Origin of the sequence: Amycolatopsis umgeniensis (assembly GCF_014205155.1) — a bacterium.
GTDB classification, from domain to species: domain Bacteria; phylum Actinomycetota; class Actinomycetes; order Mycobacteriales; family Pseudonocardiaceae; genus Amycolatopsis; species Amycolatopsis umgeniensis.
In genome coordinates this window covers 9,061,989-9,085,301 of record NZ_JACHMX010000001.1, presented here as the reverse complement: position 1 = coordinate 9,085,301, position 23,313 = coordinate 9,061,989, and the positions used below count along the sequence as shown (strand labels likewise).

The window sequence follows — 23,313 nt, the reverse complement described above, 5'->3', positions numbered from 1 at the left end:
GGGTCGGGATCAGGGACGCTTCGCGAGCGCGTACGCGAGTGCCGGGACGAGCTCGCCGGCACGACCGGCGGGCGCCTCCGTGATCCCGTCGAGCTCCGCCTGCTCCGGGTCGAGCATGAAGATCGGCATCTTGCCGCTCCTGTCTGCCCGACGGACGGTCTGTTTCACCTGGTCCGCGGTGCGTACGGCCTGGGCGGCCAGGCGCGAGGTGAGCCGATCGCCGACGACGTCGGCTTCGGGCGCGGAGCGCACCCGGCCGCGTCCGGGTCGATCGCACGGACCTCCGGCTCACACGCCGGAATCAGAGCGAGCAGGCCTGCATGCGCCACACCACCGCCGCGGCGCGCGTCGGCACCGCTTCTCCTCGTCCCCCTCCCATCTTCACCCGCCACTGTCCAGCCAGGCCGTTTTGTCCGTTTGCGCGATACGCGTATTTAGTTTCGCGCGAGTAACACGCTAAACCAGTGGTCCAGATATGCACCGTGATAATGCCCCTTATGACTGAGCGTCTGGGAAGTGGGGATCAGGGAGGGGCTCGTTCGGCTGCTGTCGGCCAATCAGTCTTGTTGCATCAGAACCAGCCCAACTGGTTCGCCGTAGCGTTCTGAATCAGGCATGTAGCGTCGGTGGCGATCGGCGGTTGCCAAGGGTGGATGACACCGGATGACTGCCGTTCGGCGCTCAACGGCGACCTGAGAGCGTTTTGCCTGGTCAACGGCCTGACTTTGAGCGTCATCGACCGTTCATGCGCAGCTGGCGACGGTGGTGACGGCTACTCCTGGCTTTTGCGGCATCGCGCCTGGTCAGGCTGCGTTTTCAGGCGCGCTTGTGCTGGTCGAGTCGTGGGCCTGCGCCCAGTGGGGCGTAGCTTGTCGCGGTGTCGCATCAGGTTCTGCCGGTGCGAATAACTGAGTGAGTCTTCCCGGCCGGGGCGGGGCCTTCGGCGAACACCTGCGGACGGCAGCCTGAACGAAGATGAAGGCGAACGCGTTGCCCAAGGCTCGTGGGGAGCGGTTACAGCCACGGGTCACTGCACTGCCGAGATTGGTGAGCCTCGGCGTCGATCAGCTCGCCGCGGCTGCCCTGACGCCTCTGCCTGGGCAGCGCCCGTTCCACCGAAGCATGTGCTCGCAGGGCCGAGATCGGGTCCCTGTTTCTGTTGTCGTGACAGATCTTTCTGCGCGGTTCGTCGTTGCAGCATTAGGACCGCGAAAGCCGATCCTTGTGCCCCTCAGGCATCGCCGAAACAACCTGCCGGCCGCAGGCACGAACGACCCTGTGTGCCGTCCCGGCGGCTTGGGCGCCATCTCCCCCGGGCTCCTCGTTCGTGCGACCGACGTCGTTCCGCCCCTACGATCCAGCCGTGCTGGGCATCGAGCTGACCGTGATCTTGAGCCGCCTCGCCAGCGTCCGATCCCTGCGTGGTTACCCCAGGACAGCCGAGCAGCGTCTTCCATCCCATCCGTAGAACTACCGAACTGAGCAGGTGGCACTGATTGCGGAAATCACCGCACCGCACGGTCTGCGACCGTGCACCCGACACTGGGTCCAATCAATCGACAACCAGGGAGGTTGTACGCACCTGGCGATTACCGCAAGCCTCAGTTGGATTCCCCATCCATCCGAGGCTTGCGGCGCTGATTTCAGTCTATTGCGCACGAATTTAGCCAGACGCAGGTAATCGTTTCAAGCAGACGCGCACCTGACTTCGGCCATCATCGTTGTTCGAGGTACGATTGAATCTCATATTCACCCCAGGCGTGAACGAGAAAGTGTCCATTCATTACGGCCGGCTGCAGATTTCCTGTGCGAAGACTGGAAACATAGTTGTACTCCGTGCCGGTGGTCGTCTTTGTCACCCCTACATACCATTTGTATGTACCGGCAGCAAGATAGATACTCCGCTTTTGCAGGTAGTAATTACCGTTTACTCGGGTGGCCGACACCTCCCAGTAGTAATTGCCGGCGGCCAGGTAGATTTCTCGTCGGCGCTCGGCGGTTGACCCGGGAGGTGCATCCGGGTCCAGGTGGAGTCGCCATCCGAGGTACGCCGCGCCTTCGACGGATGCGTTGGCTGCAAGAGGTGCCTGGCCTACGAGTGCGACTACCAGGGCAAGAATAGTTGCGACTCGCGTTATCGAATTTCTGAGCAACTTTATTCTCCTTTCTTTCGCTTGACCAAGCCCGCCAGCCCGTTTGATCCGGCCGACACCGCGCAAGGACGACCACTACTGTATGAAAGCGAACCGGGAGCCCTCCCGAGGCGTATGTGGTAACAGTGGTACGCGTTTTCTCGGACGACGACGTGATACTCCCGCTTCAACCTCTTTCTCGTTGTCCGGCCATTGTGAGATGATGCTGCTAGTCTCATCAGGTGCGTGAGCAGGTCGTCGCCGGGTGGTTGCGCTCAAGCAATCCCATACAGGTGATGACGGGCAGATTCGGGGGGAAGCTCGAATCGGCGCCGGTCTGCATCATCCAAATTTCGTTATCGTATTCGACGTGGTGCTTGACGACGATATCCGCTGGCTGGTCATGGAATGTCTGCCGTCACGCAGCCTGTCCGAGATCATCGAGGCCGATGGTTGCTTAACCCCGACCGCGGCGCGGATCGGCGCGCAATTGGCCAACGCGCTGGTGGGCGAAGACGGCACCGCGAAGCTGACGGATCTCGGCATCGCGCACTGGGCGGAGGTGACCCGGACGGGCGGCGGACAGGTGGATGGGACACCCGGCTACCTCGCGCCCGAGGTAGCCGACGGTCAGGAAGCTCAAGCCGCGGCGGATGTGTTCTCCCTTGGCGCGACGCTATTCGCCGCTCTGACGGGGTACTCACCGTGCGGCCCGAGCGAACAGGGCCCCACGGTGCAGTTGCGCCGGGCCGCGTCCGGTGACATGGATCCACTGCCCGAAGCCGGAGACCTGACCCCGGTACTGGCCACGGTGCTGGACGCCCTGCCCTCACGACGGCCCGCCGCCCGGATGGTCAAGCGCCTGCTCGAGGACATCACCGGTGAAGGCGCGCCACTCGCCCCGCTGGCCGACCCCCGGCACCGCCGCGGACCGGTCCCGACCCGGCTATTGCTGGCCTGTATCGCTCTGGTCGTTGCCCTGACCGCCGGATTCGCGATCGGGTCCGCCTGGCGTTCCCCAGTCGTCCAGGAACGCGCAGTCCTCGAACAGTCCAAGATCGGCGGCATGGGCGACGAGCGCACGGCCGATCCCTGTTCCCTGATCGAACCGGCATCGCTCGCCCGGTTCGGGGACGTCAAGCTGGATACCGAGTTCGGCCCGTTCTACAACTGCTTCGTCCGGGTGAGGCTGAGCCCGGACGAAGCCGACGTTGCCGAAGTCCGGGTAGAGCTCCGCGGAGTGCTGGACCCACCTCCGCCGGACTACCGCCGGGGCCGTCTCGGGCCCATCCAGCGGCCCGCACAGGCGAACGGCGAATGCCCGCGGTACATCTGGATGCCCGATGGTCACGAAGTCGGTGTTTTCGCCCGACACAGGGAAAACCGGCCGACGGACCTCTGCGGTATGGCCGAGGCCGTCGCGAGCGGAGTGATCACGGTCCTCGCTGCCGGGGAGATTCCCCGCCGACCCGTGGCAACGGCCGACTCACTACGCCGATTGAGCGCTTGCGACCTGCTCGAACCGGCCGACACAACGGCCGTACTCGGGGTCGCCGGGGTCAAGCCGGAGCCCGATTTCGGCCAGTGGACATGTTACTGGGAACAAGCGCCGCTTCAGGTGATCGTCGACTTCCACCGCAACCGCCCCCGGTCGCTGGACCGGACGACACGAAGATCACGGTGGGCTCCCGGGATGCCTTCGTCGAACCCGACCAGCTGGCCGGAGACAACGACATCGGCTGCGAAGTCACGATCGTCCACCGGCGATACCGTGCCGCGGACCCGGCCGACGGCGTGTGGGTCGAGGTTGCCGACGTGACCGTGGAGACCAAGGAACGCATCCCCTCGGACAAGCGCTGCGACATGGCCATCGGACTCGCCAAGTCCATTGCGGGCCGACTGCCCTCCATCTGAGCCTGACGGCCTTGAGCAGGGGTTATCGCGATCGCGTGCGTTCGCCACCAAGTGGCTCCATGTCGCCACTGCCGCCGACGACCGCGGGGCCACCGACTCGCCTGCTGGTCGCGGCCAGTTGCCGTTCAGTGCGTGGTGCGCGAGCTCGACGACAACGGATCCGTCAGAGCCAGGGCCGATGGTGACCAAGCGGCACAGCAGATCGGGCTCGCCTGGGCCCGCGAATTCGGCGAGCGCGGTTGGCGGTCATCGTGATTGCTCCGCAGGCTACGCCGATCCAGTCGTAGACCACGCTGGCCAGGTATCCCCGTCGCGTTGCTCCCACATCTACGCCGGCAAGGACTCGATCATTTAGGTTGTTCGAATCTGCGTTACGAATTCGGTCGTGGACCGCCTATTCCCAGCCCAGGGCTTCGCGCGCAGGGCCGAAGCCTTCTTCAGCGGCCCGCCTCAGCCAGGCAGTGGCCTCCTCGCGCCGGCCGGTCTCACGCAATAGCTCCCACAGGCTGTACATCGCAGGAGAATATTTCCGCTCGGCCGCCTTCCGGAACCATTCCTCGGCCTCCATCAGGTGGCGCTGGTCGTACCTCAACGTCCCCAGCATGTACATGGCACCGGGATGGCCTTCACCGGCCGCCTTGGTAAACCACTGCTCAGCCTCGGTCAGGCGCTCCATTCCCAGTGAGAGCCCGAGTGAGAACATCCCCTCGACATCCCCTGCCGTAGCCGCCTTCCGGAACCAGGCCTCGGCTTGCGTCGCGTCACCGGCGTCCCGGAGCAGCAGCCCCAATCCAGTCATCCCCTCGGCGTTACCGGCCTCCGCGGCCTCCCACCACCATTCCTCGGCCTCAACCCGGTCATCCAGAATCCGCGCCAGACTGACCATCGCGCTGACGTACCCGGCCTCGGCGGCTCGCCGCCACCACGTTTCAGCCTCGCTGACCCTACCTGCGACTTTCAGGTACACCCCGAGCGTGAACATCGCCTCGAGGTCACCGCGCTCGGCTCCCGAGTAGAGATCTTCGAACACTTCCACCGCCCCCAATACTGCCGCGATCACGGGATCCGCCGAACCTCGCCGATCCAACCACGGCTCGGCCACCGCGGCATGCTCCCCGCCACCCGCGACCGGCCCACAAACCAAACCGGAACCCGAGGTCCCCGAGGACAGGGACAACAGCTGCCTATCCGGACGAACTCGGTGGTGGACCAAGCAGCCGTGCTGCCGCTCGCCAAGTAGCTGTGAACGCGAGTCGAGCAGGTGTCCGGACCTAGTCGGCGGAATCGGTCATGTGCTCGGTCTCGTCGTCGACCGCCAGGACAGCGGCGCCGCGGATGAGTATGAAGAGGCTGCCGATCGCGTCGTCGGCGCACTCGCAACGTCCTCGCCACAATGCGAGGTTAGGCGGGTGACCTGGCGGGCGCGGTGGCGCCACTAATGGGGCGTCCGACCGTGGTCTTTCCCGATTCTCCTAATGTGAAGTTGTTCTCCGGTCGTGTTTACCTGTATGCCCGCTGCACCTTCGCGCCGAACAACCCGCCACAGTGGCTCCCGCCGATGCGGCGATGACGGCCTGTGCGAACCTTCTCCTGCTGAGCATTCTGATCCCTCCCGCGAAACGCCTCGCACGGAAAGAAATTAGGGCTGCGGCGACGTCGGACGACGTCACCGGTGTGCGGGGAGAGCCTCCCCGCACACCGAGATCAAAACGTCACCCGTGGAGTCACTTGGTGCGGGTGATCTTGACGATGTTCGCGTTGTAGTCCCACGGCTGGCACGTGAACTTGTCAGCCGTGGACGAGTACAGGTATGGGTCGTTGCGGAGCTTGTACCGGATCAGTGACTTGTGGTCGCCCGCGCAATAGCTGTGCACATTGATGGAACCGCCAGGCTGAGCGTCCCAGTCGCCGCCATCGACGAAACACCAGCCGCCCACGCGGTCGTGCCCGTGCCACACTCGCGACAACTCGTCGCTACTGAGGCTCGCGCATGACACCGATCGGGTCATGAAGTGGACGTCGTCCGCGGCAGCCACCGCAGGCCCCGCCAATCCGGTCGCGCCGATGACGGCAGGGAGTACCGCGGAGGCACCGAGTAGCCGCCACATTACCTTCTTGGACATGGTCCTCTCCTTTTCTTTCTGAGATTTCGAGAACTTCGGGATTGATTGGCCACAGTCAATTCGCGTCGAAAAAGGGGGGCCCTCAGCATTCCGGACGGCGCAGGAACGAGCGTTCCCAGATCGGTGTTGGGATCGGCCACCCAGGCGCCCGAGGTGGGCTCCAGGCACCACGTCACTCGTTGCCGCAAGCCTTGGAGCAGCCGTGTGGGCGCGGAGTTCGGATCATGGCGCCGCAGCGGAGAAAGCGATGGTGGTCATGCTCAGCTCTTTACTTCTACTCCTTCGCAATTGCCAGGAAGAACGAAGGCCAGTAATCCACGAAGAGCACCGAGGGAGCAAGGAGGTTAAGGCAGCGCTGAAATGATTGAGGGCAAGGCCAAACGAGCCGGCTAGTCGAGGCCTCGTCCGCGCAGCAGGGACCGAATGTCCTCGGCGGCGGGGTGCCCGATCCGGTCGAAGGCGACGAGGACCTCTTGCCGGTCTCCAGTCGTTTGACCGCGCGCCGCATCAACCTCGACCGGGTGCCCGTCGACGCGTCGGTCTCGGCCGCGATCACCTCGCGCAGCACCGCAACCATCCGCGCGTCAGCACGACCGGCCGTGTCGAACTTCCGCACGGCACGCTGGTCGGGCAGAGCAGATCCCACATCCCCTGCGCAGTGCACCAGGCGCTGGGTTGGGCGGCAGTCCGGTCTCGACCTCGACGACGTGATCACGCCACTGCTCGGCCTCGGCGACGATCCCGTCGGGCAGCGACTTCAACAACCCGAACGGCTCGATCTCCGGCAACGAAAGGAAGACAGCGACGATGTCCGTCAATACCACGAGAGGAGCCAACCCAAACTCGAGGATTCAGCGCGCGCAACGTTCCCGCGACCGGACCTCGCCGTCGGCGGCAAAGGCACGGATCCACTCGCTCACCCTCGCCGCCAGGTCTGCCGAGCCATTCTGCGAACGCGGGTCGCTGAGTCGCGCATCATGGAGGAAGAGATCTGCGTCGTGCGGTCCTACACCTGGTGCAGCCGCCGACGTAATGCTGAGTTCGACGGCTGTGGCGATACTCGTTGCTCCGCCGGGGCCACGCGTACCAGGTGCTTGATCTCCTGGAACGCCTCGAGGCTCCGCGGACCGTTGAGACGACCGATTCCGCTCTGCCCGAAGCCGCCTTCCTCGAACTCGTCGTGGACCACCGCCCAGGCGTTTGTCCACACCGTGCCCGCCTTCAGTTCCCGCGCGAGCCGCAGCGGCCGGTCGACGTTCGTGGTCCACACCGACGCGGCGAGGCCGAATTCGGTGCTGTTCGCCAATCGCGCGGCCTCGTCCTCGGTGCGGAAGACTTCGAAGGTGGCGACCGGACCGAACACTTCACGCCGCACGATGTCGTCGTCGGGGCCTTGGGGCTCCAGCAGGCTGGGCCGGTAGTACGCGCCATCCGCGAGCGGGCCGTCCTCGACCGGTCCCCCGCGCACCAGCACCGTGGCCGTTCGAGCGGCCTCCTGGACGATCCGGTCGACCCGGTCCACGGATGCCCGGTCGATCATGGGGCCCATCTGGCTCTCCGGGTCGTCGCCCGGGCCCAGCCGGATCGCCGACAGCGCCTCGATGAGACGCTCGCGCAGCTCGGCCGCGATCGCTTCGTGAGCCAGGATCCTGCTGCCGGTCATGCAGAACTGACCGGCGAACGTGGTGACCGCCGCGGTCAGCACCGGGACGACGGCGTCGAGGTCGGCGTCGTCGAACACGATCATCGGTGTCTTGCCGCCGAGTTCCAGCGACAGCCGTTTCAGGGTCCGTGCCCCCTCGGCCATGATGACGCGGCCCACGGCGGTGCTCCCGGTATAGCTGATCGCCGCGGTGCCAGGAGAGGAAACCAACTCCCGCGCGCCGTCGTCGCCGGACTCGGTGAAGAGGTTGAGGACACCGGGAGGCAACGCCGAGACGTCGGCGACGACCTCGGCGAGGAGGCCGTTGACCAACGCCGTCTGCGCGGGCATCTTCATCGCCACGGTGCAGCCGGCGGCGAGTGCCGGCGCGAACGACCGCACGGCCAGCACCACCGGGGAGTTCCACGGCACGATGACGCCCGCGACACCGATCGGCTCGGGCAAGGTGCTGCTGTAGTACCCGGGCCGCACCTCGGCCGACCGGCCGCTGTCGACCAGGGCCAGAGCCGCGGCGTAGCGGAGCTTGGGGGCGCACATGTCGACCTCGAACGCGGACTCGCCGAGAGTCTTGCCGTTCTCCTTCGCCAGCAACGAAACGAGGTCGTCGCGGCGAGCCTCAAGACGATCGGCCAGCCGCAGCAGGGCGGTCGCCCGCGCCTGGCGGTCGCGAGACCAGGAGGTGCGTTCGAAGGCGGCCCTGGCAGCCTCGACCGCTGCCTGGGCCTCCGCGCGCCCACCGTCGGCGAAGGTGCCCAGGGCCTCACCGGTGGCGGGCCCGGTGGACGTACCGGTTCTCGTGGAGTCCTGCCAGCTGCCGTCGATGAAGTGCCGCGCGTGCGGGAGTGCCTTCGTCATGCTCGAACCGTTCTGTGAAGGGGAAATCGGGTCAGCTGTCGTGTGAGCGGAGGGCGGGGGTCGGGGGACACAGCGCCAGCAGGACCGCCGCGATGACGGCAAGTCCGGCGAAGACGGCGAATCCGGTCAAAGGGTCACGGCCGCTGACCAACCACCCGATGACGATCGGTCCCACGATCGTGCCGGCGCGGCCGGCACCGAGGGACCACCCGAGCGCTCGTGCACGACGGCCGGTCGGATACGAGGCGCTGACGAAGGCGTTGATCAGGATCTGACCGCCGTGCCCGCCGACGCCGGCCACGGCGATGCAGACCAGGAGCGGGAAAGACGGCAGCTTGATCGAGAGCGCCATCAAGGCGGCGGCCATGCCGAGGTAGGTGAGAACGACGACGGGCCGGTTGCTCCACCGGTCGCTCGCGGCGGCGATGACCAGCGAGCCCGTCACCGCACCGAGGTTGAGGACGAGCAGGAAGACCAGGGACGAGTCGAGCGCGTAGCCCGCCTTCGACATCAGGCCGGGGAGCCAGGTGGCGAGCCCATACCAGGCGAAGAGCCCGCAGAAGGTCGCGGTGGCGAACACGACCGACGCGCCCCGGTAGGACCGGCCGAAGACGCCCTCGGTCTTCTCCCGCGTGACCACCTCGAGTACCGGCGCGTCCAGCCCGAACCGGGCGCGGATGGCCGTGGCACGGTCGCGGCGCCCGATGGCGTCGAGGAACTGGGGCGACTCGGGGAGGCACCTGGCGGTGACGAACAGGCAGATCACGCCGGGCGCCCCGGCGAGCAGGAACATCGCCTGCCACCCCCAGGCCGGGATGACCGGCAACGCCGTCACCGCGGCGAACACACCACCGACGGGTACACCGGACAGCATCAAGGTGTAGGTCAGGGTGCGATATCGCGGGATCGCGTACTCCAAGGTGAGCGCGGACGCGGCCGGCAGGATCGCCCCGATACCCAGCCCGGCGAGCAGCCGGAACAGCGCCAGGGGCCAGACGGCCTCGACCGCCCCGCACAAGACCGTGAACAAGGTGAAGATCGCCACCGCGCCGATGGCCACGGGCCGACGGCCGTAACGGTCGGAGAGCGCTCCCGACGACAGTGCCCCGACCATCGCGCCGACGAAGACGGCCGAGCCGATCCAGCCGATGTTCTCCGGGGTGAACCCGTTTTCCGGGTTCTCCAGCAGCACGGGGACGACGGTGCCGAAGGCGACGATGTCATACCCTTCGATCACCACGATGATCCAGCACAGCAGGGTTACGCGCATCGCCGCGCGATGAGCCCTGACTGGGGCTGCGGACGTGACGGCCGGTTCCTGCATGCCGGTTCCTCGTTTCAGGGTCGCCAGTGGCCGGCGCGTGGTCGCGCCGGTGAAACTCGGGAAAGCGGTCCGCCTAGAGCCAGGGTGGGAGGGGCGCGGGCGATCGGCCCGTGAGGACGCCCGCGAGAGCGGCGGCCTGGCCACGGGCAAAACGCTGCTCGACGATCTCGACGACCAGCGCTCTCAGCAATTCCTCCGGCCACTGCGCCCAGGTGTCGCCGTCCAGGTCCGCCCCGTGGACCACGACCTCGCGGACCCGGAGCCAGGGGATCTCCTCGGCCGAGACCGTGCGGCCCTGGGCCGTGACGACAGAGCTCGACCATTGCTCGTCGGTCAGTGCGGACAAGAGGCCGTCGAGCTCGGCCGCCGACTCGCGCACCAGCCCCTTCAGCACCACGGGCCGCAGGGTGGCCCCGGCGGAGATCTCCTGTTCGCGCTGCCCCGCGCCGTCGTACATCGGGGTCTCGACGCCGGTGGCGGCCCACGAAGCCAGTCGCCCCAAGGCGCGCGCGTTGAAGTGAAGGTGAGCCACGAGATGGCCGATGGTCCACCCCGGCAGCGGCGACGGCTCGGCGAACCGCGGTTCCTCGAGCCCGTCGACGATCTCGAGGAGCCGCTCGGTCCCCGCCCGCATCCATGTCAGGTACACGACTCGGACCTCACCGTGTTCTCCAGCGAGCCGATGTGCTCGATCGTGGTGACGACCTTGCTTCCCGCGGTCAGGTAGCGCGCCGGTTTCCGGGCGTGGCCGACACCGCCCGGCGTGCCCGTGGCGATCACGTCGCCGGGGCGGAGCGTGATCATCGTCGAGACGTACTCCACCAGCGCGACCGGGTCGAAGACCAGATCACCGCTGTCGGCGCGCTGCATCTCCTCACCGTCGACCACGGTGGTGATGGTCAAAGCGGGCCGGACGGCACCCGGCAGTTCGTCGGGCGTGACCAGCACCGGTCCGATCGGCGTGCTGGCTTCGAAGTTCTTCCCCTGCAACCACTCCCGGGTGCGGAACTGCCAATCGCGCATCGAGACGTCGTTGAGCACCGTGAATCCCGCGATCGCGGCGGCAGCCTGTTGGGACGTGGCACGGCGGACCGTGGCACCGATGACCACGCACAGCTCCGCCTCCCAGTCGACCGAGCCGGACTCCGGAGGGAGAACGATGTCGTCGTGGGCACCGATGAGGGTGTCGGCGAACTTCGCGAACAGGGTGGGGTACTCGGGGAGGTCGCGCCCCATCTCGAGGATGTGGGTCCGGTAGTTCAGGCCGACACAGACGACCTTGCCCGGTGCCGGGACCACCGGCGCGAGCCGGACCTCCGCGGCGGTGTACCGCTCCCCCGGCTCCCGCGCCTTCGTCCGCCACGAAGGATCTTCGAGTAACTCGCGGACATCTGCCGCGGCCAGTGCCGTGTACGTCTCGCCGTCGACGCGGGCCGCGCGGGTGGTGTCGTCGATCAGGATCGTGGCCAGTTTCATCGCGTGCTCCCGCGGGTGGCCTCTGCCCGTGCGAGGTCGAGCCGCTCGTAGATCGGTGCGTCGGTGAACTCGAACAGGTCGATCCCGTGTTCGGTGGCGATGGCGAGCGCCTGCCACGACGGGACGACAAATAGGTCACCTCGGTCGACGTGCCAGGTCGAATCGCCGACCGTGACCCTGGCGGATCCTTCGAAGACCTGGAAGACCGCCGAACCCACTTCGCGGCGCTCCGCGGTGGCGGTGCCGGGTGCGAGCCGGTGGAACTGGGTGCGCAGGGTCGGCAGCACGTCGTCGCCGGTCGTGGGGTTGCTGTACCGCACCGCCGCGTGACCGGGCTCCGGGGTGGCCGGGTAGCCCTCCGCCTCCAGCTCCAGTTGCTCACGCAGCGCACGGTCGGTGTGCTCCCAGCGGTAGGCGAGCAGCGGCGTCTTGCGCGAAGGGGCCAGATGGGTCAGCGGACGCAGCCCTGGGTGTCCCCACAGCCGCTCGGAACGCGACCGCTCCGGGGTGCCCACGTCCCCCACCTGGTCGGGACCGAACTCGAAGAACGTGGAGTCGGTGGCGTAGGCGAAGGGGATGTCCAAGCCGTCGATCCAGGCCATGGGGGCATCGCTGGCGTTGAGGTGGCCGTGCCAGTGCCAGCCTCCCTGCGGCAGGAAATCGCCGCGGCGCATCGCGACCGGGTCGCCGTCGACCACGGTCCACACACCCTCGCCCTCGACGACGAACCGGAACGCGTTCTGCGTGTGCCGGTGTACCGGCGCGTCCTCGCCCGGGTTGAGGTACTGGATCGCCGCCCACAACGTGGGGGTGGCGAACGGACGTCCCCCGAGTCCGGGGTTCGCCAGCGCGAGCGCCCGGCGCTCCCCGCCGCGGCCCACCGGCACCAAGGCGCCTGCTTGGGCGGCCATCGCGGAGAGCGAGTGCCAGGACCATCGGTGCGGCCGCGCCGCCGATCTGGGCGTGGCGGGCATGAGGTCGCCGATCTCGCACCACAGTGGGACGAGGGACTCCTCCTCGAAACGTGAGTAGAGCCGGTCCAGCTCGGGAGTCATTTCCGGTTGGTCCGGCGCGCTGCTTCGCGGCAGGCTCGGAAGAGTGGGTGAGGCCATGGCCGGAACGATCTCCGAGGCCGAGGGGAGTCGCTATACTTTTCTTCTATGCGGAATCCGCCGGCGTCGCTGCTGAACTCGGTCGATCACGCACTGCAGGTCGCGATCCTGTTGCAGCAGGAGGGGCCGCTGCGACTGGTGGACGTCGCCGACCGGATCTCGATCGCTCCCTCGACGGCGCACCGGCTGCTGACGTCGCTGGTCTACCGTGAGTTCGCGACCCAGGACGCCGACCGGCTCTACCGCCCCGGCCCGATGCTCAGGCCTGTGGAGGCGCCCGATCCCGGCGCCCAGCGGCTGTGGCAGGTCGCGCGGCCCTGCATGCGCCGGCTCATGGAACTCGTCAATGAGACAGTCACCCTGCTCGTGCCCGTCGGGACCGACGGCCGCTTCATTTCCACGGTGGAGTGCGCCCGGACTCTGCGCGTGGCCGATCGCACCGGTTTCGTCATGCCGCTGCACCACACCGCCGGGGGCCGGGCCATCCTGGCCGAGAAGTCCGCCGAGGAACTCATGGAGCTTTACCACGACGAAGACGTCGACGGCCGCCGGCTTTACCGCGACTTGTCACGGGTGCGCGCCGAAGGCTTCGCCATCAACGACCAGCGCACCGAGAAGGGCCTCACCGCGATCGGAGTCGCTGTGCGGAGCCCGCACGGGCCGGCTTGCGGCGCGATGGCCCTTGCCATGCCGACCACGCGCTTCCGCGCCGACCCGGTCCGAGAATGGGTCGCGCTGCTCAAGACCGCGGCCACCCGCGTCGAGAAGGAACTCCCGACAGCGTCGTGAACCCGCTGCGGGACTCGCGAACCGAGTGCCGCCGAGCACAGGACCTGCATGATGGCGGTTACCGGCGGCCCGGTCGAACGCGTCTTCATCCTCGGGCAGCAACCAGATTCAGACATTTGGCTATATCCGCGACTTTCGACCGCGCTTATTCGTGGATTCCGACCGCACATGTTGATCGTCGTGGGCCCGCTACACCACCACGATCGCGGTATGCGACCGCTACGCGAAACACCAGGCCTCGTCCCCCGCCTCGTCGATATCGCCGACCTCGCAGTGTTCGAGCGACACCACACCGCCCCATGGGAAAGCGTCGCGGCAGCTGACCCATCCCAGGTTCAGCTCGTGATGATCGGCCACGACGCCGCAGGCAATTGCGAAAGCTTGATCGCGTGGGGCAAACCCATGCTGCTCGACACCGGCTACCAAGCACACCCCAACGACACAGCACCCTCCGCACCGAACTGATCGACGCATACCCGCAAGTAGGGCCGACCTTCGCCTGATCGGCGAGAACTCTTATCGGGTACAAGTACACCGTTCACGGGCAGGAAATCCGGCTCCGCAATTCTCGACACCCATCAGGGATCCAGCCCCACGGAAGTTTAGTGATCGGTCATTGCCGCGGGCACGCACGGGATGTCGGTGGTGGGGCGCTGCCCAGTCAGCAGGAAACGGTTGACGACGGCGTTACCGCAGGCGTTGGCAGAGTACAAATACACTCCGTGCCCGACCTGGTCGACGGTCACCATCCTGGCTCGGTCACCGAGCGCCCGCCGTGTCTCCTGCGCCCCGGCGAGTGGTGCCGCCGGGTCTCGCCTGTTCTGCACGAGCAGAATGGTCGACGGACCACGGTCGCCGATCCGGACTGGCGGCTCGATCGGCTGGGACGGCCAGAACGCGCACGGCCAGATGTTGGCCGCGGCAGCGCCGTACAAGGGGAACCGCTCCCGATCGACGCCGACGTTGTGCTGATAGGTCTCGACCGATCGTGGCCAGGCGGTGTCGTTGCACCGCACGAGCAACTGCGCGGACAGCAGGTTCTCCATGTCGTCGTCCGGTTCCGTGGTGAACGAACCCGGCGACGCGGGCGCGAGGCCGCGGTCGAGGGACTGCCACAGCTGAGCCAGCTCCGGGAATACCTGAATCGTGTACAGGCCGTTGAACGTGTAATCCCGGAAAGCGGCGCCGTCGATCTCGCCGACCGGGTCCTTGTCCAGCCGCGACGCCAGTTCGAGGTACTTCATGGTGACCTGCCGCGGTGTGGAGCCGAGTTGGTAGCTGGCATCGCGGGCGGCCGCCCACTGCGCGAAGTCAGGGAAGCTGTCCTGGAAGCCCTGGCCGAAGCGGCGTGAGCCGGCGATGTCGAGCCCCCCGGGGCCAGGAACACTGTCGAGCACGACGCGATCGGTCCGCTGCGGGAATAGTGTCGCGTACACGGCGCCGAGGTAGCTGCCGTAGGAGACACCGTAGGAGGAAATTCTCTGCTCGCCCAGCGCGGCGCGGATGGCGTCCACGTCGCGTGCGATGTTCGCTGTCGTGATGTAGGGCAGGAGCTGCGCCGTCTTCGAAGTGGCACAGCCCTTCGCGACGGTCTCGGCGACCATGGCGTGCTTCGCGACGTCGGCCGCGTCGCGCGCGTAGGGCGGCTGGGGGTCTCGCACGGGCTTCAGGTCGCAGGTCACGCGGGTGCTGTGCCCGAGCCCGCGCGGGTCGAAGCCGATCAGGTCGTACTTGTCGGTCACCTCCGCGGGCAACCCGCGCTGCACGAGTGACAGCGGCATGCCCAGTCCTGAACTCGGCCCACCCGGGTTCAGCAGGAGGACGCCGCGGCGCTGCGCGCGGTGTGTGCTCGGCAGGCGTGACACGGCCACCCTGATCTTCTCGCCACCCGGTCGCTGGTAGTCCAGTGGGACATCGAGAGTGGCGCACTGCAGCCGCGGCGTCGCGATATCGGCGGGGCACGGTCCCCACGTCAGCTTCGGCGTTCCGGCTGCCGCGGTACCGGGTGCGACGATCACCGCCACGACGACGGCGGCGGTCACCAGGCCGAACCTTCGCGAGATCGTTGAGTGCACGCGTGCCTCCAGAGGGTTGGCGTCGGATTTCGGTCCCCACGCTAAGGACACGGCGTTCAGCGAGGCTCCATCGCATGGGGGAGACAGTTCCCTCGCGATGGTGAGCCTGCTCCCAAGCGGATGACGCACAACGAGATCCTGCCCTCCCCGGACGACATCGAAGCCGCCCGCACTCCCGCGGGCAGCTTCACCCGCGCACGACTCGCCGCCTGGGGAGTGACATGGTCACCTCCCTGGGAGGGAACTGAAGGACCGCTGGTACGCAGCTCAGACAAAACAGCTCCCGGACACCTGACCGACCAGCGGCGTACCACCGGAAACCCGACCGCTCCCCGTCGGGACGGGTCCCGACGGATGTCTCCTACCGTTGGGTCATGAGTTGGTTTCGCCGCCGTCCTCACCGCTCTCCTGTGGCGCCAGAGTCGCCTTTCCGTCCGGCTGCCGCACCACCGCGCTCCGAGGGCGATCCGGAAAACTGGACTCATCCGCTGCGGTGGCGAACCGGTGCGTGGGATCAGCCCGATCTCGTATACGCGAAGTCGCATGCGTCGGAGCGATACCAGGGCTGGGATCTCTACGTTCCCAATCTAGAGCTCGTCCAGTGCGGCGAAGTTACCAAACCGGCGATGTTCTTCAAGGTCGGTTACTCCGAGATCGAGGACTGGGCCAACGCCGTTGAGCCACAACAAATCAATTGGAACTGGTACCGGACGAAGGGTGAGGTTCCATACGTTGTCATCGACCTGCACATCCTGTTTGTAAATGGCAATGGCACGGCGATCGGGGTTGGCGGAGCCGGACAGGTCACCAACACCACCGCTGACGCTGTCAGGCACGCCCACCAGCTCCGAAGCCGGACCTTGCTCGACCCGGCGAACCCGGCGCATCGTCAGGCGATCGAGGCTTGGGTGGCTGCGCCACCCCCGGACGTTCTGTTCTTCGTCGAGGAGAACTTCCGTGCCACGACGTACGTCACCTCTAAATGGAGAGACAAGCGAATCGCTCTGGAGAAACTGGCGGAAGCAACTAACAAACTCGACGAAGACGGGATCGTGCCGGGCGGTTTCCGCGAAGCATGTGCCTTTGTCAAGCGCGACCTGCCGCCAGTGTCGTGGTGGTACCAGTAAGGCCTGGAACACAGTATCCGGCATGATCGAAAGCGCAATCTCACCGAGACGACACAAGTGCCACACCAGAGTCAAGATCTTGTGCGACCTGCTGTTTCTCGGTTTGTCTCACGGTGACATCACCATGATCAGTCTCAAACGGCTGGGGTGTGCCGGCCGAAGGCGTACCGGCGAAGGGGCAGGGAAGTACCGGATGTGTTGCAACACGTCCGGTCCCGGCCGACGTGCAATTGGAGGGCGTGACGTGGCGAGAAGAATCGCTGTAAGAGCGGTTTCCCTGGTGACCGCCAGCCTGATGACCGCCAGCCTGCTGACAACAGGTACATCGTCGGCCGAGGCACTGACGCGGGATGTGCTGCCACCGGTATCCGGGCGGACCCTCACGGTGGGTCCCGATGGCGAGTACCCGACCGTCCAGGCTGCCGCGGACGCCGCCCGCCCCGGCGACAATGTGCAGATCGCCGCAGGGGTCCATACCGGCGGCCTGTCCATCAAAACCAGCGGGTCGCCCGGCGAATACATCACCTTCTACGGACAGGGCGGGACCGCCGTCGTCAACGGACGAGGAGGCTCCAGGGGTCTACTCGCACTGGGAAACCACTCGTGGCTTCGGTTCGTCGACATGACTTTCGCCGGATCTCGAGGTTTTGGTGCCTACGCTGACGGAGCGCACGATCTGATCTTCCGGAATTTCGGTATCAACGGATCCCAGGACGGCGGACTGGTGTTGCTGGATACGGCCGACGTCGTGGTGGACGGCTGCGAGATCCAGGGCACGAACGCCAGGGGCACGTCCGCGGCTCACGAGGCACTCACTCTCGGCCATGGATCACGCGACATCGAGGTCAAGCACTGCCGGGTCCACGACAACGGCGAGGAAGGTATCGACGTCAAGTACACCGACAACGCCGGGATCTCGATCCACGACAACGCCTCGTCGAACAACCGGGGCCCGAACATCTACGTGGACACCGCGTCCGATGTCGAGGTCTACAACAACGTGGCCAGCGGGACGAAGAACGATACGAAGTCCGGCATCGCACTGGCCGTCGAGGATTACACCGGAAATCGGGCACTCGACAATGTCAGGGTCTATAACAACGTGTCCTCTGGCAACGCGCAGGCAGGACTGAGCTTCTGGGTCCAGTCCAGCGGCACCATGTCCGACGTGCGGGTCGTCAACAACACGTTCTACGACAACGCAGAAGGTTCCGTTGCCTTCTACGGCGGCGATTTCGATGGCACCAACATCCTTCGCAACAATATTTTCGCAGACGGACCCGTGTCCCACGACGCTTTCCTCGTCGACCACAACATATCCGTCGATCCCGGCTTCATCGCCCCCGGCGCGGGCGACTTCCATCTCAAGCCCGGGTCGACGGAGGCTATCGACAAGGGTTCCGCGGACTCCGCTCCTGCGTTCGATCTCGACAACAATCTCCGCCCAACCGGTAAAAGCCACGATATCGGGGCCTACGAACAGTAGCCGATCGTAAGATTGCGGCTACCATCGTTGCTCGTGGGTGAAGATCGCACGATCGCCGGCAGATACCGGCTGGACGAGCATGTCGGATCCGGCGGCATGGGAAGTGTGTGGCGGGCGCTCGATCTGGAGCTGGGGCGGGTCGTGGCGTTGAAGCATTCGACACTGGCGGACGGAGGCCAGATTCGCCGTGAAGCGCGGATCGGCGCCGGGCTGCACCATCCTCGCGTGGTCACGGTCTTCGACGTCATCGTCGACGAGGACGCGCGGTGGCTGGTGATGGAATACCTGCCGTCGCGGAGCCTGGGCAGGGTGCTGGCCGACGATGGCCCGTTGTCGCCCGAAGCGGCGGCTCGGGTGGGAGCACAGGTCGCCGATGCGCTGGCCGCGATGCACGACCGGTCGATGGTGCATCGCGATGTGACGCCGGAGAACATTCTCGTCGTCGACGACGGCACCGTGAAGCTGACCGATTTCGGTATCGCCCGGTGGTCGGAGGTCACCAGAACCGGTGGGGCTCTGTTGGCGGGAACGCCGGGCTATCTGCCACCCGAGGTGGCGGCCGGCGACGAGTCCGGTCCTGGCGCGGATGTGTTCGCGCTTGGTGCCACGTTGTTCGCGGCGGTGGAAGGACGCTCACCATGGGGTGGGGCGGAGGAGGGGCCCTACGCGCAGATCCGCCGCGCTGCGTCGGGCGTGCCGACGACGCCGGAATCCGCCGGTGACCTCGGCCCCGTACTGAGCGCGATGCTCGCCACGACGCCCGCGGATCGTCCCACCGCTCGCGCTGCCAAGAGCATGCTCGAAAAAGTGGGCGGGATCGATCTGGCGTCGGCGCCGGTCACCATGGGCGCATCGGCCCCGCGTCGAGCTGTCCGGAGGTGGGGTCTGGGCGCGGCCGCGGCGGTGTTGGTGGCGGTGACCGCGGGCACCACACTCGCCATCGCCGAGCGATCCGCTCCCACCACGACGCAGAGTGCGGTGCCTGCCGGGATGGCGACCATGGGCGACCAGCGGAGCGCTGACCCGTGCGCACTTCTGCTCGAGGAAACTGTCTCACGCTACGGCAAGGTCTTCCGTGACACCGAGTACGGCAACTTCAACCGTTGCGGCTTGTGGATCAAACCCGGGCCGACCGGCGAGGAGATCGTGTCAGTCGGGTTGGAGCTGCTGGAACCGGATACCGGGGCCGGCCCTACCGGTGACTTCGGGGTGAAAGCGTGGATGCCCGAGGCCGGAGGAACTTGTGAGCGTTTCCTCGATCTGCTCGATGCCCACAGAGCTCGGATCGTGGCCGAAAGCGACACGGTGGAGCCCAAGAATTTATGCCCTGTCGCCGAGTCGGTGCTGACCGGGGCGATGTCGGTCGCCGCGCGGGGCCCGGTTCCCCGCCGACCGGTTCCGTTCGCCTCCAACTCACTGGCCACCCTGAAGGCGTGCGAACTTCTGGGCAACGCGGACATCGTCACCGCGGCAGGCGTCGAGTTGCCGCCGAGCCGAGGTTTCGGCGACTGGGACTGCGCCTATACCGACAACCGGGAAATCGAGGCCGATGTCACGTTCTACCGGATCAGGGACTTCGAGTTCGCCCGCCCAGGCAAACGAATGGAAGTCATCAATGGCCGCCGAGCGGTGTATTCGACCTTCACCTCAGGCGACGACAAACAATCCGGATGCCGCGTGAAGCTGGAATTCAAGCCATACACCAAGGTCACCGAAGAAGGAAACCAGTGGATCGAAGTGATCCACTTCGACGTTGAGCTGGACTCAGCGGCCTCGCCCGACAAGTTGTGCTCGGTCGCCGAAACCATGGCCCGCGCGGTGGCCGGTAGGATCCCGTTCGGCTGAGCCGCACATTGTTGGCAGAGACCCGTGGAACGCGGCGTGTCCCGCAGACTACGGTTTGAGGCCGCTGAGCTGGGAAACCTGACCACCGCGTACTCGAGCATCAGCCGCGTCGGCGTCCAGCAGCCCGCGCTCGGCCAGGACAAGCATCCGAATCCGGGTCGGAGCGGCGCGTGACCCCGAATGGGCTCTGGTCAGGCCCGGTTGCGCGCACATGCCGCTCATTGGGCCCGCTGGTCTCCTTTCGGGGTGTTAGACAGCCAACACAGGCTCCCCTGAGGTGACCAATCGACTGCCTTGCAGTCGCGGATGACCCGCTCCACAGTGTCCTCGATGGACGATGTCCACGGCTCAAACCCCGTGTCGCCCATGTCTCCCACGATCATCAGGCCTTCGCGGAGCAGGTAGCCGAGCACGGTGGCGAAGAATCCCGCGAAGCGGTCGCTGTCCTCGGGGACGACCTGGATGGCGTTCCAGATCAGGGTGTCGACCGGGACCCAGTCGTCGAGCCCCATGTCGAGCGTCGGCGCCACGGCTCGTTCGATCTCGAACAGTTCCGGGGTGGGGGCCACGGCCAGTTCGATCTCACGCAGTTCCCGCGCCCGCCGGTCATCCATCGAGATGCACCCTCAAGGCATTCTTGCCGCTTGGGAAGATGTCGATTGTCTCGCCACCCGTCTTGGACGCCTGGCGCCACTGCATCGTCGTGCCGTCTTGCAGCATGAACACGTCGGGAATCTTATCCCCCCGGGCCGGAAGCCGCTGCGCACCTGCGGTCCAGTGATCGAACAGTGTCCGCAGTTCGGCGACGGTCGACACGGTTTTGACGCCACTGTTCTTGCCTTGGGGCAGCGCGTCGAACGAACCACGCCAACCTTTGGCACCGTTTTTCGCCGCGAGTTCGATCGCGTGCGAGACCTTGGTCGCTCGTTCTGCGGCGAGGAGCTTCTTGAGTACGCCACCAGCCACGGGGACAGCGGCCATGCCGTAGAGGGCGCGTTCGAACCCATCGAGTTCCTGCTGGGTGAACGCGTCCTTCCCCACGATTGCCTCGACCGCACTCTTCATGCTGCCGACCCCGGGAATGAAGTCCGTCACCATCGACAGGACCGCCGCGACGTCCGGGTTGAGCGAGCCCGACTGAGTCGGGTGGCCGAAGGCCTCGTCGAAGTCGAACTTGATGCCCTTCAGCGACAACCCACCCACCGGCATCCACGGCGTGGACGTGAACTTGTCCAGGGTCCGGTTCGCCTCGGCGAGGATCTTGTTCGCCGACTCCAGATCACGCTTGGCTCCGGCGAAATCGCGGTCGGCTTTGGCCATGCCGGCGCGGATCTGGATGGCACTCTCGTTCAACTGAGCCGCGGCCAGCGCGATACCGGCCGCGGTGGCTTCCAGGCCGCGGTTGTTGGCTTCCAGCGCGGCCACGTCGACGTGGATGTCCAGCTCCGGGAATGCTTTGACCTGCGCAATGGCGTCCTTGGCGATCGCGGCCAGCTTGGGCAGCGACTGCACCACCACCTTCGTCGCGACCACCGTGTCGCGCACCTGCTGCAGTGAATCGTCGAGCTGGTCGAGGGCCTGATCCACCTGGGCGGCGTCTCCGGAGTCGATCGCCTTGCCGACCGTCTCCAAGGTCTGGGTGGCCTGCTCGAACGCGTGCCCGGTGACCTGGTCGATGCCCTGGCGCAGGTGCCCGAGCACCAGGGCGCCCAGTTCGGTGCGGGCGAGCGACTTGCCCACGGCAAGCGCCGCCTTGGCCCGGTCTGCGGCCTTGCACACCGCCAGCTCCGGATGCCGGTCGCAGATGCCGGCGGCCTGGGCAGGGGCGGGTATCGCCACCAGCATCGTGACGATCGCGGCGATGAGGCCGACGATGCCCCCTCGATGCGTGACCTGAGCACGAAAACGCACTGTTCTCCTTTGATTCCTGATCAGCGGAGAAGACGGTAAGACACGTCCACGGAAGCCCGGCGGCCAACTGGACGATTTGTGTCGACGGGCACAAGTATGTAACGGAAAGCCGAGCGGCGGGCGTGGTGAATGAAATGCAACAAATCTCGCTCGAAGAGCGCTGGAACTGAGCTCGTTTCCCCGTAATACGAGCAATTGGAGAAGTTCCGGGAACCGTCGCTGCCGGTGTTCAGGCTGCTTTCGTGGGCGAGTAGCCCCGGTGATCGAGACCGAATCCCTCGCCCAAGCGTGCGAGAAACCGGTGAACCGGCCGAACCTGGCCCTGGCCTGGTCCGTCATCGCCGCCGAAGGATGGACGATCGAGCACTCCCGGTCCCCCGCCTCCGCCATCAACGAGACCTGCCAAGCACACGAGGCGCCAGAAGCACGAAGATCGCTACGCAGATATGCCTGGAATGGGGACCGGCTCTTGTTCTCGGCATCGGGGTTCAGGGCGTAGTTCGGGCATGCTGGACAGCGTGACTTCTGGGGATGGTGAACGCGCAGAGATGGTGCCACGTCGGCGGCGCGGTCGGGTAGTCGTGTATTTCGCGGTGTTTGCCGCTCTGTGCTACTTGTGCACGGTCGGGGTCCACTGGCTGCTCGGCCGAACGGACGTCTGGATTCACGGGATCTCCGGACTGGGTCCGGTCATGGCTGTGATCGCGGTCGAGTGGTGGAAACGACGCCGTCGGCGGCGCCAGGCGGCCGGTGGCGAGCATGAGGGACCTTGACCGGTCTCCAGGGCCGTGCAGCTTTCTGGCCAATGGTGAGTGTCCCCCACTAAGTTCTAAACTGTGTCGCTCCCACCCTGCGTTGTGTGCGGCGGGTACGCACTCGACACCCGCTACGGTTTCACGTCGACATTTGACGAGGCGCAAGCCACCGAGATGCTTGGACACCCACCGCCCGAAGCGCTCTCGGTCTTCGACCCGGGAGTCAGGAAGCGGTTCTGGGTCGGCCATGAGACCTGCACCGGCTTTTCCCTCCGGACGAGAAAACGATCCGCCGAAGAACTCCTTGAGAGGTTGCGGAGATACAGGCAGCGTGAACTGGCCGCAAGCGCGCCTCGACGGAGCGGCCAGCGCGGCGTCGTGCAGGTCGGGATGAGCCCAGAACAGGTTCTGCGTCTGCTCGGCCCGCCGCATGAACGCGTCACCCTGCGCGAATACCTGGCCCGCATGGGCGACAAGGGCATCCTGCAGTTCGAGCCGTCCGATGACGAGTACTGGCTCTACAGCGGGGTGCCCTCGGGGCACGATACCGAGGTCACGTTCAGGAACGCTCGAGTCGTCCGTGTGCAGACGCCACGAACGAACACGTGAGAACATGATCCGTGCCGGTCTCGTTCCTCGCTGAACTCGTCGGTCCCATGGCGTCGCCCGTACCAGGGCCTTGCTGAGCCGCTCCGGGACTGCCCGATCGGGATCGCGGGCACCTCG

At 66.2% G+C, this 23,313-nt stretch carries 19 protein-coding genes; 8 read left to right on the top strand and 11 right to left on the bottom strand.

Annotation, left to right across the window (positions count from 1 at the left end; genetic code table 11):
* Nucleotides 1-9: 9 nt before the first annotated feature.
* Nucleotides 10-252 carry a hypothetical protein gene (locus HDA45_RS41445; RefSeq protein ID WP_184904957.1) on the bottom strand — a complete coding sequence of 81 codons (243 nt, stop codon included), beginning with the start codon at nt 250-252 and terminating at the stop codon, nt 10-12.
* A 2,145-nt stretch (nt 253-2,397) separates the two neighbouring features.
* Here HDA45_RS41445 and HDA45_RS41440 point away from each other — a divergent pair.
* The gene (locus HDA45_RS41440) at nt 2,398-3,951 is read left to right on the top strand and encodes a protein kinase domain-containing protein (protein ID WP_184904955.1); all 1,554 of its coding nucleotides are present in this window, start codon (nt 2,398-2,400) and stop codon (nt 3,949-3,951) included.
* A gap of 489 nt (nt 3,952-4,440) precedes the next feature.
* Here the strand turns inward: HDA45_RS41440 and HDA45_RS43150 are convergent, their stop codons facing one another.
* From HDA45_RS43150 to HDA45_RS41405, 7 genes are all read right to left on the bottom strand, one after another.
* A complete protein-coding gene (locus tag HDA45_RS43150; protein ID WP_184904953.1) occupies nt 4,441-5,148 on the bottom strand; it encodes an SEL1-like repeat protein in 708 nt (235 codons plus the stop codon).
* Nucleotides 5,149-5,770: 622 nt separating this feature from the next.
* Nucleotides 5,771-6,169 (bottom strand): hypothetical protein, encoded by a 399-nt coding sequence (locus HDA45_RS41430; RefSeq protein WP_184904951.1) that lies wholly within the window; start codon nt 6,167-6,169, stop codon nt 5,771-5,773.
* 1,006 nt (nt 6,170-7,175) lie between these two features.
* Complete coding sequence (locus tag HDA45_RS41425; protein WP_246480954.1) at nt 7,176-8,687, bottom strand: aldehyde dehydrogenase family protein; 1,512 nt, start codon at nt 8,685-8,687, stop codon at nt 7,176-7,178.
* Between the two features lie 31 nt (nt 8,688-8,718).
* The gene (locus tag HDA45_RS41420; RefSeq protein ID WP_184904949.1) at nt 8,719-9,957 is read right to left on the bottom strand and encodes an MFS transporter; all 1,239 of its coding nucleotides are present in this window, start codon (nt 9,955-9,957) and stop codon (nt 8,719-8,721) included.
* Between the two features lie 127 nt (nt 9,958-10,084).
* Nucleotides 10,085-10,660 carry a maleylpyruvate isomerase N-terminal domain-containing protein gene (locus HDA45_RS41415; RefSeq protein WP_221471389.1) on the bottom strand — a complete coding sequence of 192 codons (576 nt, stop codon included), beginning with the start codon at nt 10,658-10,660 and terminating at the stop codon, nt 10,085-10,087.
* Nucleotides 10,651-11,487: a fumarylacetoacetate hydrolase family protein gene (locus tag HDA45_RS41410; RefSeq protein WP_184904947.1), complete on the bottom strand. Its 837-nt coding sequence runs from the start codon at nt 11,485-11,487 to the stop codon at nt 10,651-10,653. Before HDA45_RS41410 ends, HDA45_RS41415 begins: the two co-directional genes overlap by 10 nt.
* Nucleotides 11,484-12,599: a cupin domain-containing protein gene (locus HDA45_RS41405; RefSeq protein WP_184904945.1), complete on the bottom strand. Its 1,116-nt coding sequence runs from the start codon at nt 12,597-12,599 to the stop codon at nt 11,484-11,486. The genes HDA45_RS41410 and HDA45_RS41405 overlap by 4 nt, the downstream gene beginning before the upstream one ends.
* 48 nt (nt 12,600-12,647) lie before the next feature.
* On the opposite strand from HDA45_RS41405, the gene HDA45_RS41400 reads away from it, so the two are divergent.
* Nucleotides 12,648-13,388 (top strand): IclR family transcriptional regulator, encoded by a 741-nt coding sequence (locus tag HDA45_RS41400; RefSeq protein WP_184904943.1) that lies wholly within the window; start codon nt 12,648-12,650, stop codon nt 13,386-13,388.
* Between the two features lie 168 nt (nt 13,389-13,556).
* Entirely contained in the window at nt 13,557-13,853 is a 297-nt protein-coding gene (locus HDA45_RS41395) for a hypothetical protein (RefSeq protein WP_184904941.1), read from the top strand.
* 137 nt (nt 13,854-13,990) lie between these two features.
* Here the strand turns inward: HDA45_RS41395 and HDA45_RS41390 are convergent, their stop codons facing one another.
* On the bottom strand, nt 13,991-15,463 hold the full coding sequence (locus tag HDA45_RS41390) for an alpha/beta fold hydrolase (RefSeq protein ID WP_184904939.1): 1,473 nt from the start codon (nt 15,461-15,463) through the stop codon (nt 13,991-13,993).
* Nucleotides 15,464-15,837: 374 nt separating this feature from the next.
* On the opposite strand from HDA45_RS41390, the gene HDA45_RS41385 reads away from it, so the two are divergent.
* The 4 genes from HDA45_RS41385 (at nt 15,838) to HDA45_RS41370 (ending at nt 20,095) form a co-directional block, all read left to right on the top strand.
* The gene (locus HDA45_RS41385) at nt 15,838-16,590 is read left to right on the top strand and encodes a hypothetical protein (protein WP_184904936.1); all 753 of its coding nucleotides are present in this window, start codon (nt 15,838-15,840) and stop codon (nt 16,588-16,590) included.
* Between the two features lie 280 nt (nt 16,591-16,870).
* Nucleotides 16,871-18,076, top strand: coding sequence for a right-handed parallel beta-helix repeat-containing protein (locus tag HDA45_RS41380; protein ID WP_184904934.1), 1,206 nt, complete (start codon nt 16,871-16,873; stop codon nt 18,074-18,076).
* Between the two features lie 33 nt (nt 18,077-18,109).
* On the top strand, nt 18,110-19,921 hold the full coding sequence (locus tag HDA45_RS41375; protein WP_184904932.1) for a protein kinase domain-containing protein: 1,812 nt from the start codon (nt 18,110-18,112) through the stop codon (nt 19,919-19,921).
* A 36-nt stretch (nt 19,922-19,957) separates the two neighbouring features.
* Nucleotides 19,958-20,095 carry a hypothetical protein gene (locus tag HDA45_RS41370; RefSeq protein ID WP_184904930.1) on the top strand — a complete coding sequence of 46 codons (138 nt, stop codon included), beginning with the start codon at nt 19,958-19,960 and terminating at the stop codon, nt 20,093-20,095.
* A 44-nt stretch (nt 20,096-20,139) separates the two neighbouring features.
* Here HDA45_RS41370 and HDA45_RS41365 read toward each other — a convergent pair whose 3' ends face one another.
* Nucleotides 20,140-20,535: a hypothetical protein gene (locus HDA45_RS41365; protein ID WP_184904928.1), complete on the bottom strand. Its 396-nt coding sequence runs from the start codon at nt 20,533-20,535 to the stop codon at nt 20,140-20,142.
* Nucleotides 20,528-21,832: a pre-toxin TG domain-containing protein gene (locus HDA45_RS43145; protein WP_184904926.1), complete on the bottom strand. Its 1,305-nt coding sequence runs from the start codon at nt 21,830-21,832 to the stop codon at nt 20,528-20,530. Before HDA45_RS43145 ends, HDA45_RS41365 begins: the two co-directional genes overlap by 8 nt.
* 836 nt (nt 21,833-22,668) lie before the next feature.
* Here HDA45_RS43145 and HDA45_RS42960 point away from each other — a divergent pair.
* A complete protein-coding gene (locus HDA45_RS42960; RefSeq protein ID WP_184904924.1) occupies nt 22,669-23,196 on the top strand; it encodes a DUF2845 domain-containing protein in 528 nt (175 codons plus the stop codon).
* Nucleotides 23,197-23,313: the final 117 nt, after the last annotated feature.

Excerpts from the sequence above, each read along its gene's own strand:
- HDA45_RS41410 (WP_184904947.1), bottom strand. The coding sequence starts at position 11,487 with ATGAAACTGGCCACGATCCTGATCGACGACACCACCCGCGCGGCCCGC.
- HDA45_RS41395 (WP_184904941.1), top strand. The coding sequence starts at position 13,557 with ATGTTGATCGTCGTGGGCCCGCTACACCACCACGATCGCGGTATGCGA.
- HDA45_RS41430 (WP_184904951.1), bottom strand. The coding sequence starts at position 6,169 with ATGTCCAAGAAGGTAATGTGGCGGCTACTCGGTGCCTCCGCGGTACTC.
- HDA45_RS41385 (WP_184904936.1), top strand. The coding sequence starts at position 15,838 with ATGAGTTGGTTTCGCCGCCGTCCTCACCGCTCTCCTGTGGCGCCAGAG.
- HDA45_RS41405 (WP_184904945.1), bottom strand. The coding sequence starts at position 12,599 with ATGGCCTCACCCACTCTTCCGAGCCTGCCGCGAAGCAGCGCGCCGGAC.
- HDA45_RS41420 (WP_184904949.1), bottom strand. The coding sequence starts at position 9,957 with ATGCGCGTAACCCTGCTGTGCTGGATCATCGTGGTGATCGAAGGGTAT.
- HDA45_RS41400 (WP_184904943.1), top strand. The coding sequence starts at position 12,648 with ATGCGGAATCCGCCGGCGTCGCTGCTGAACTCGGTCGATCACGCACTG.
- HDA45_RS41425 (WP_246480954.1), bottom strand. The coding sequence starts at position 8,687 with ATGACGAAGGCACTCCCGCACGCGCGGCACTTCATCGACGGCAGCTGG.
- HDA45_RS41365 (WP_184904928.1), bottom strand. The coding sequence starts at position 20,535 with ATGGATGACCGGCGGGCGCGGGAACTGCGTGAGATCGAACTGGCCGTG.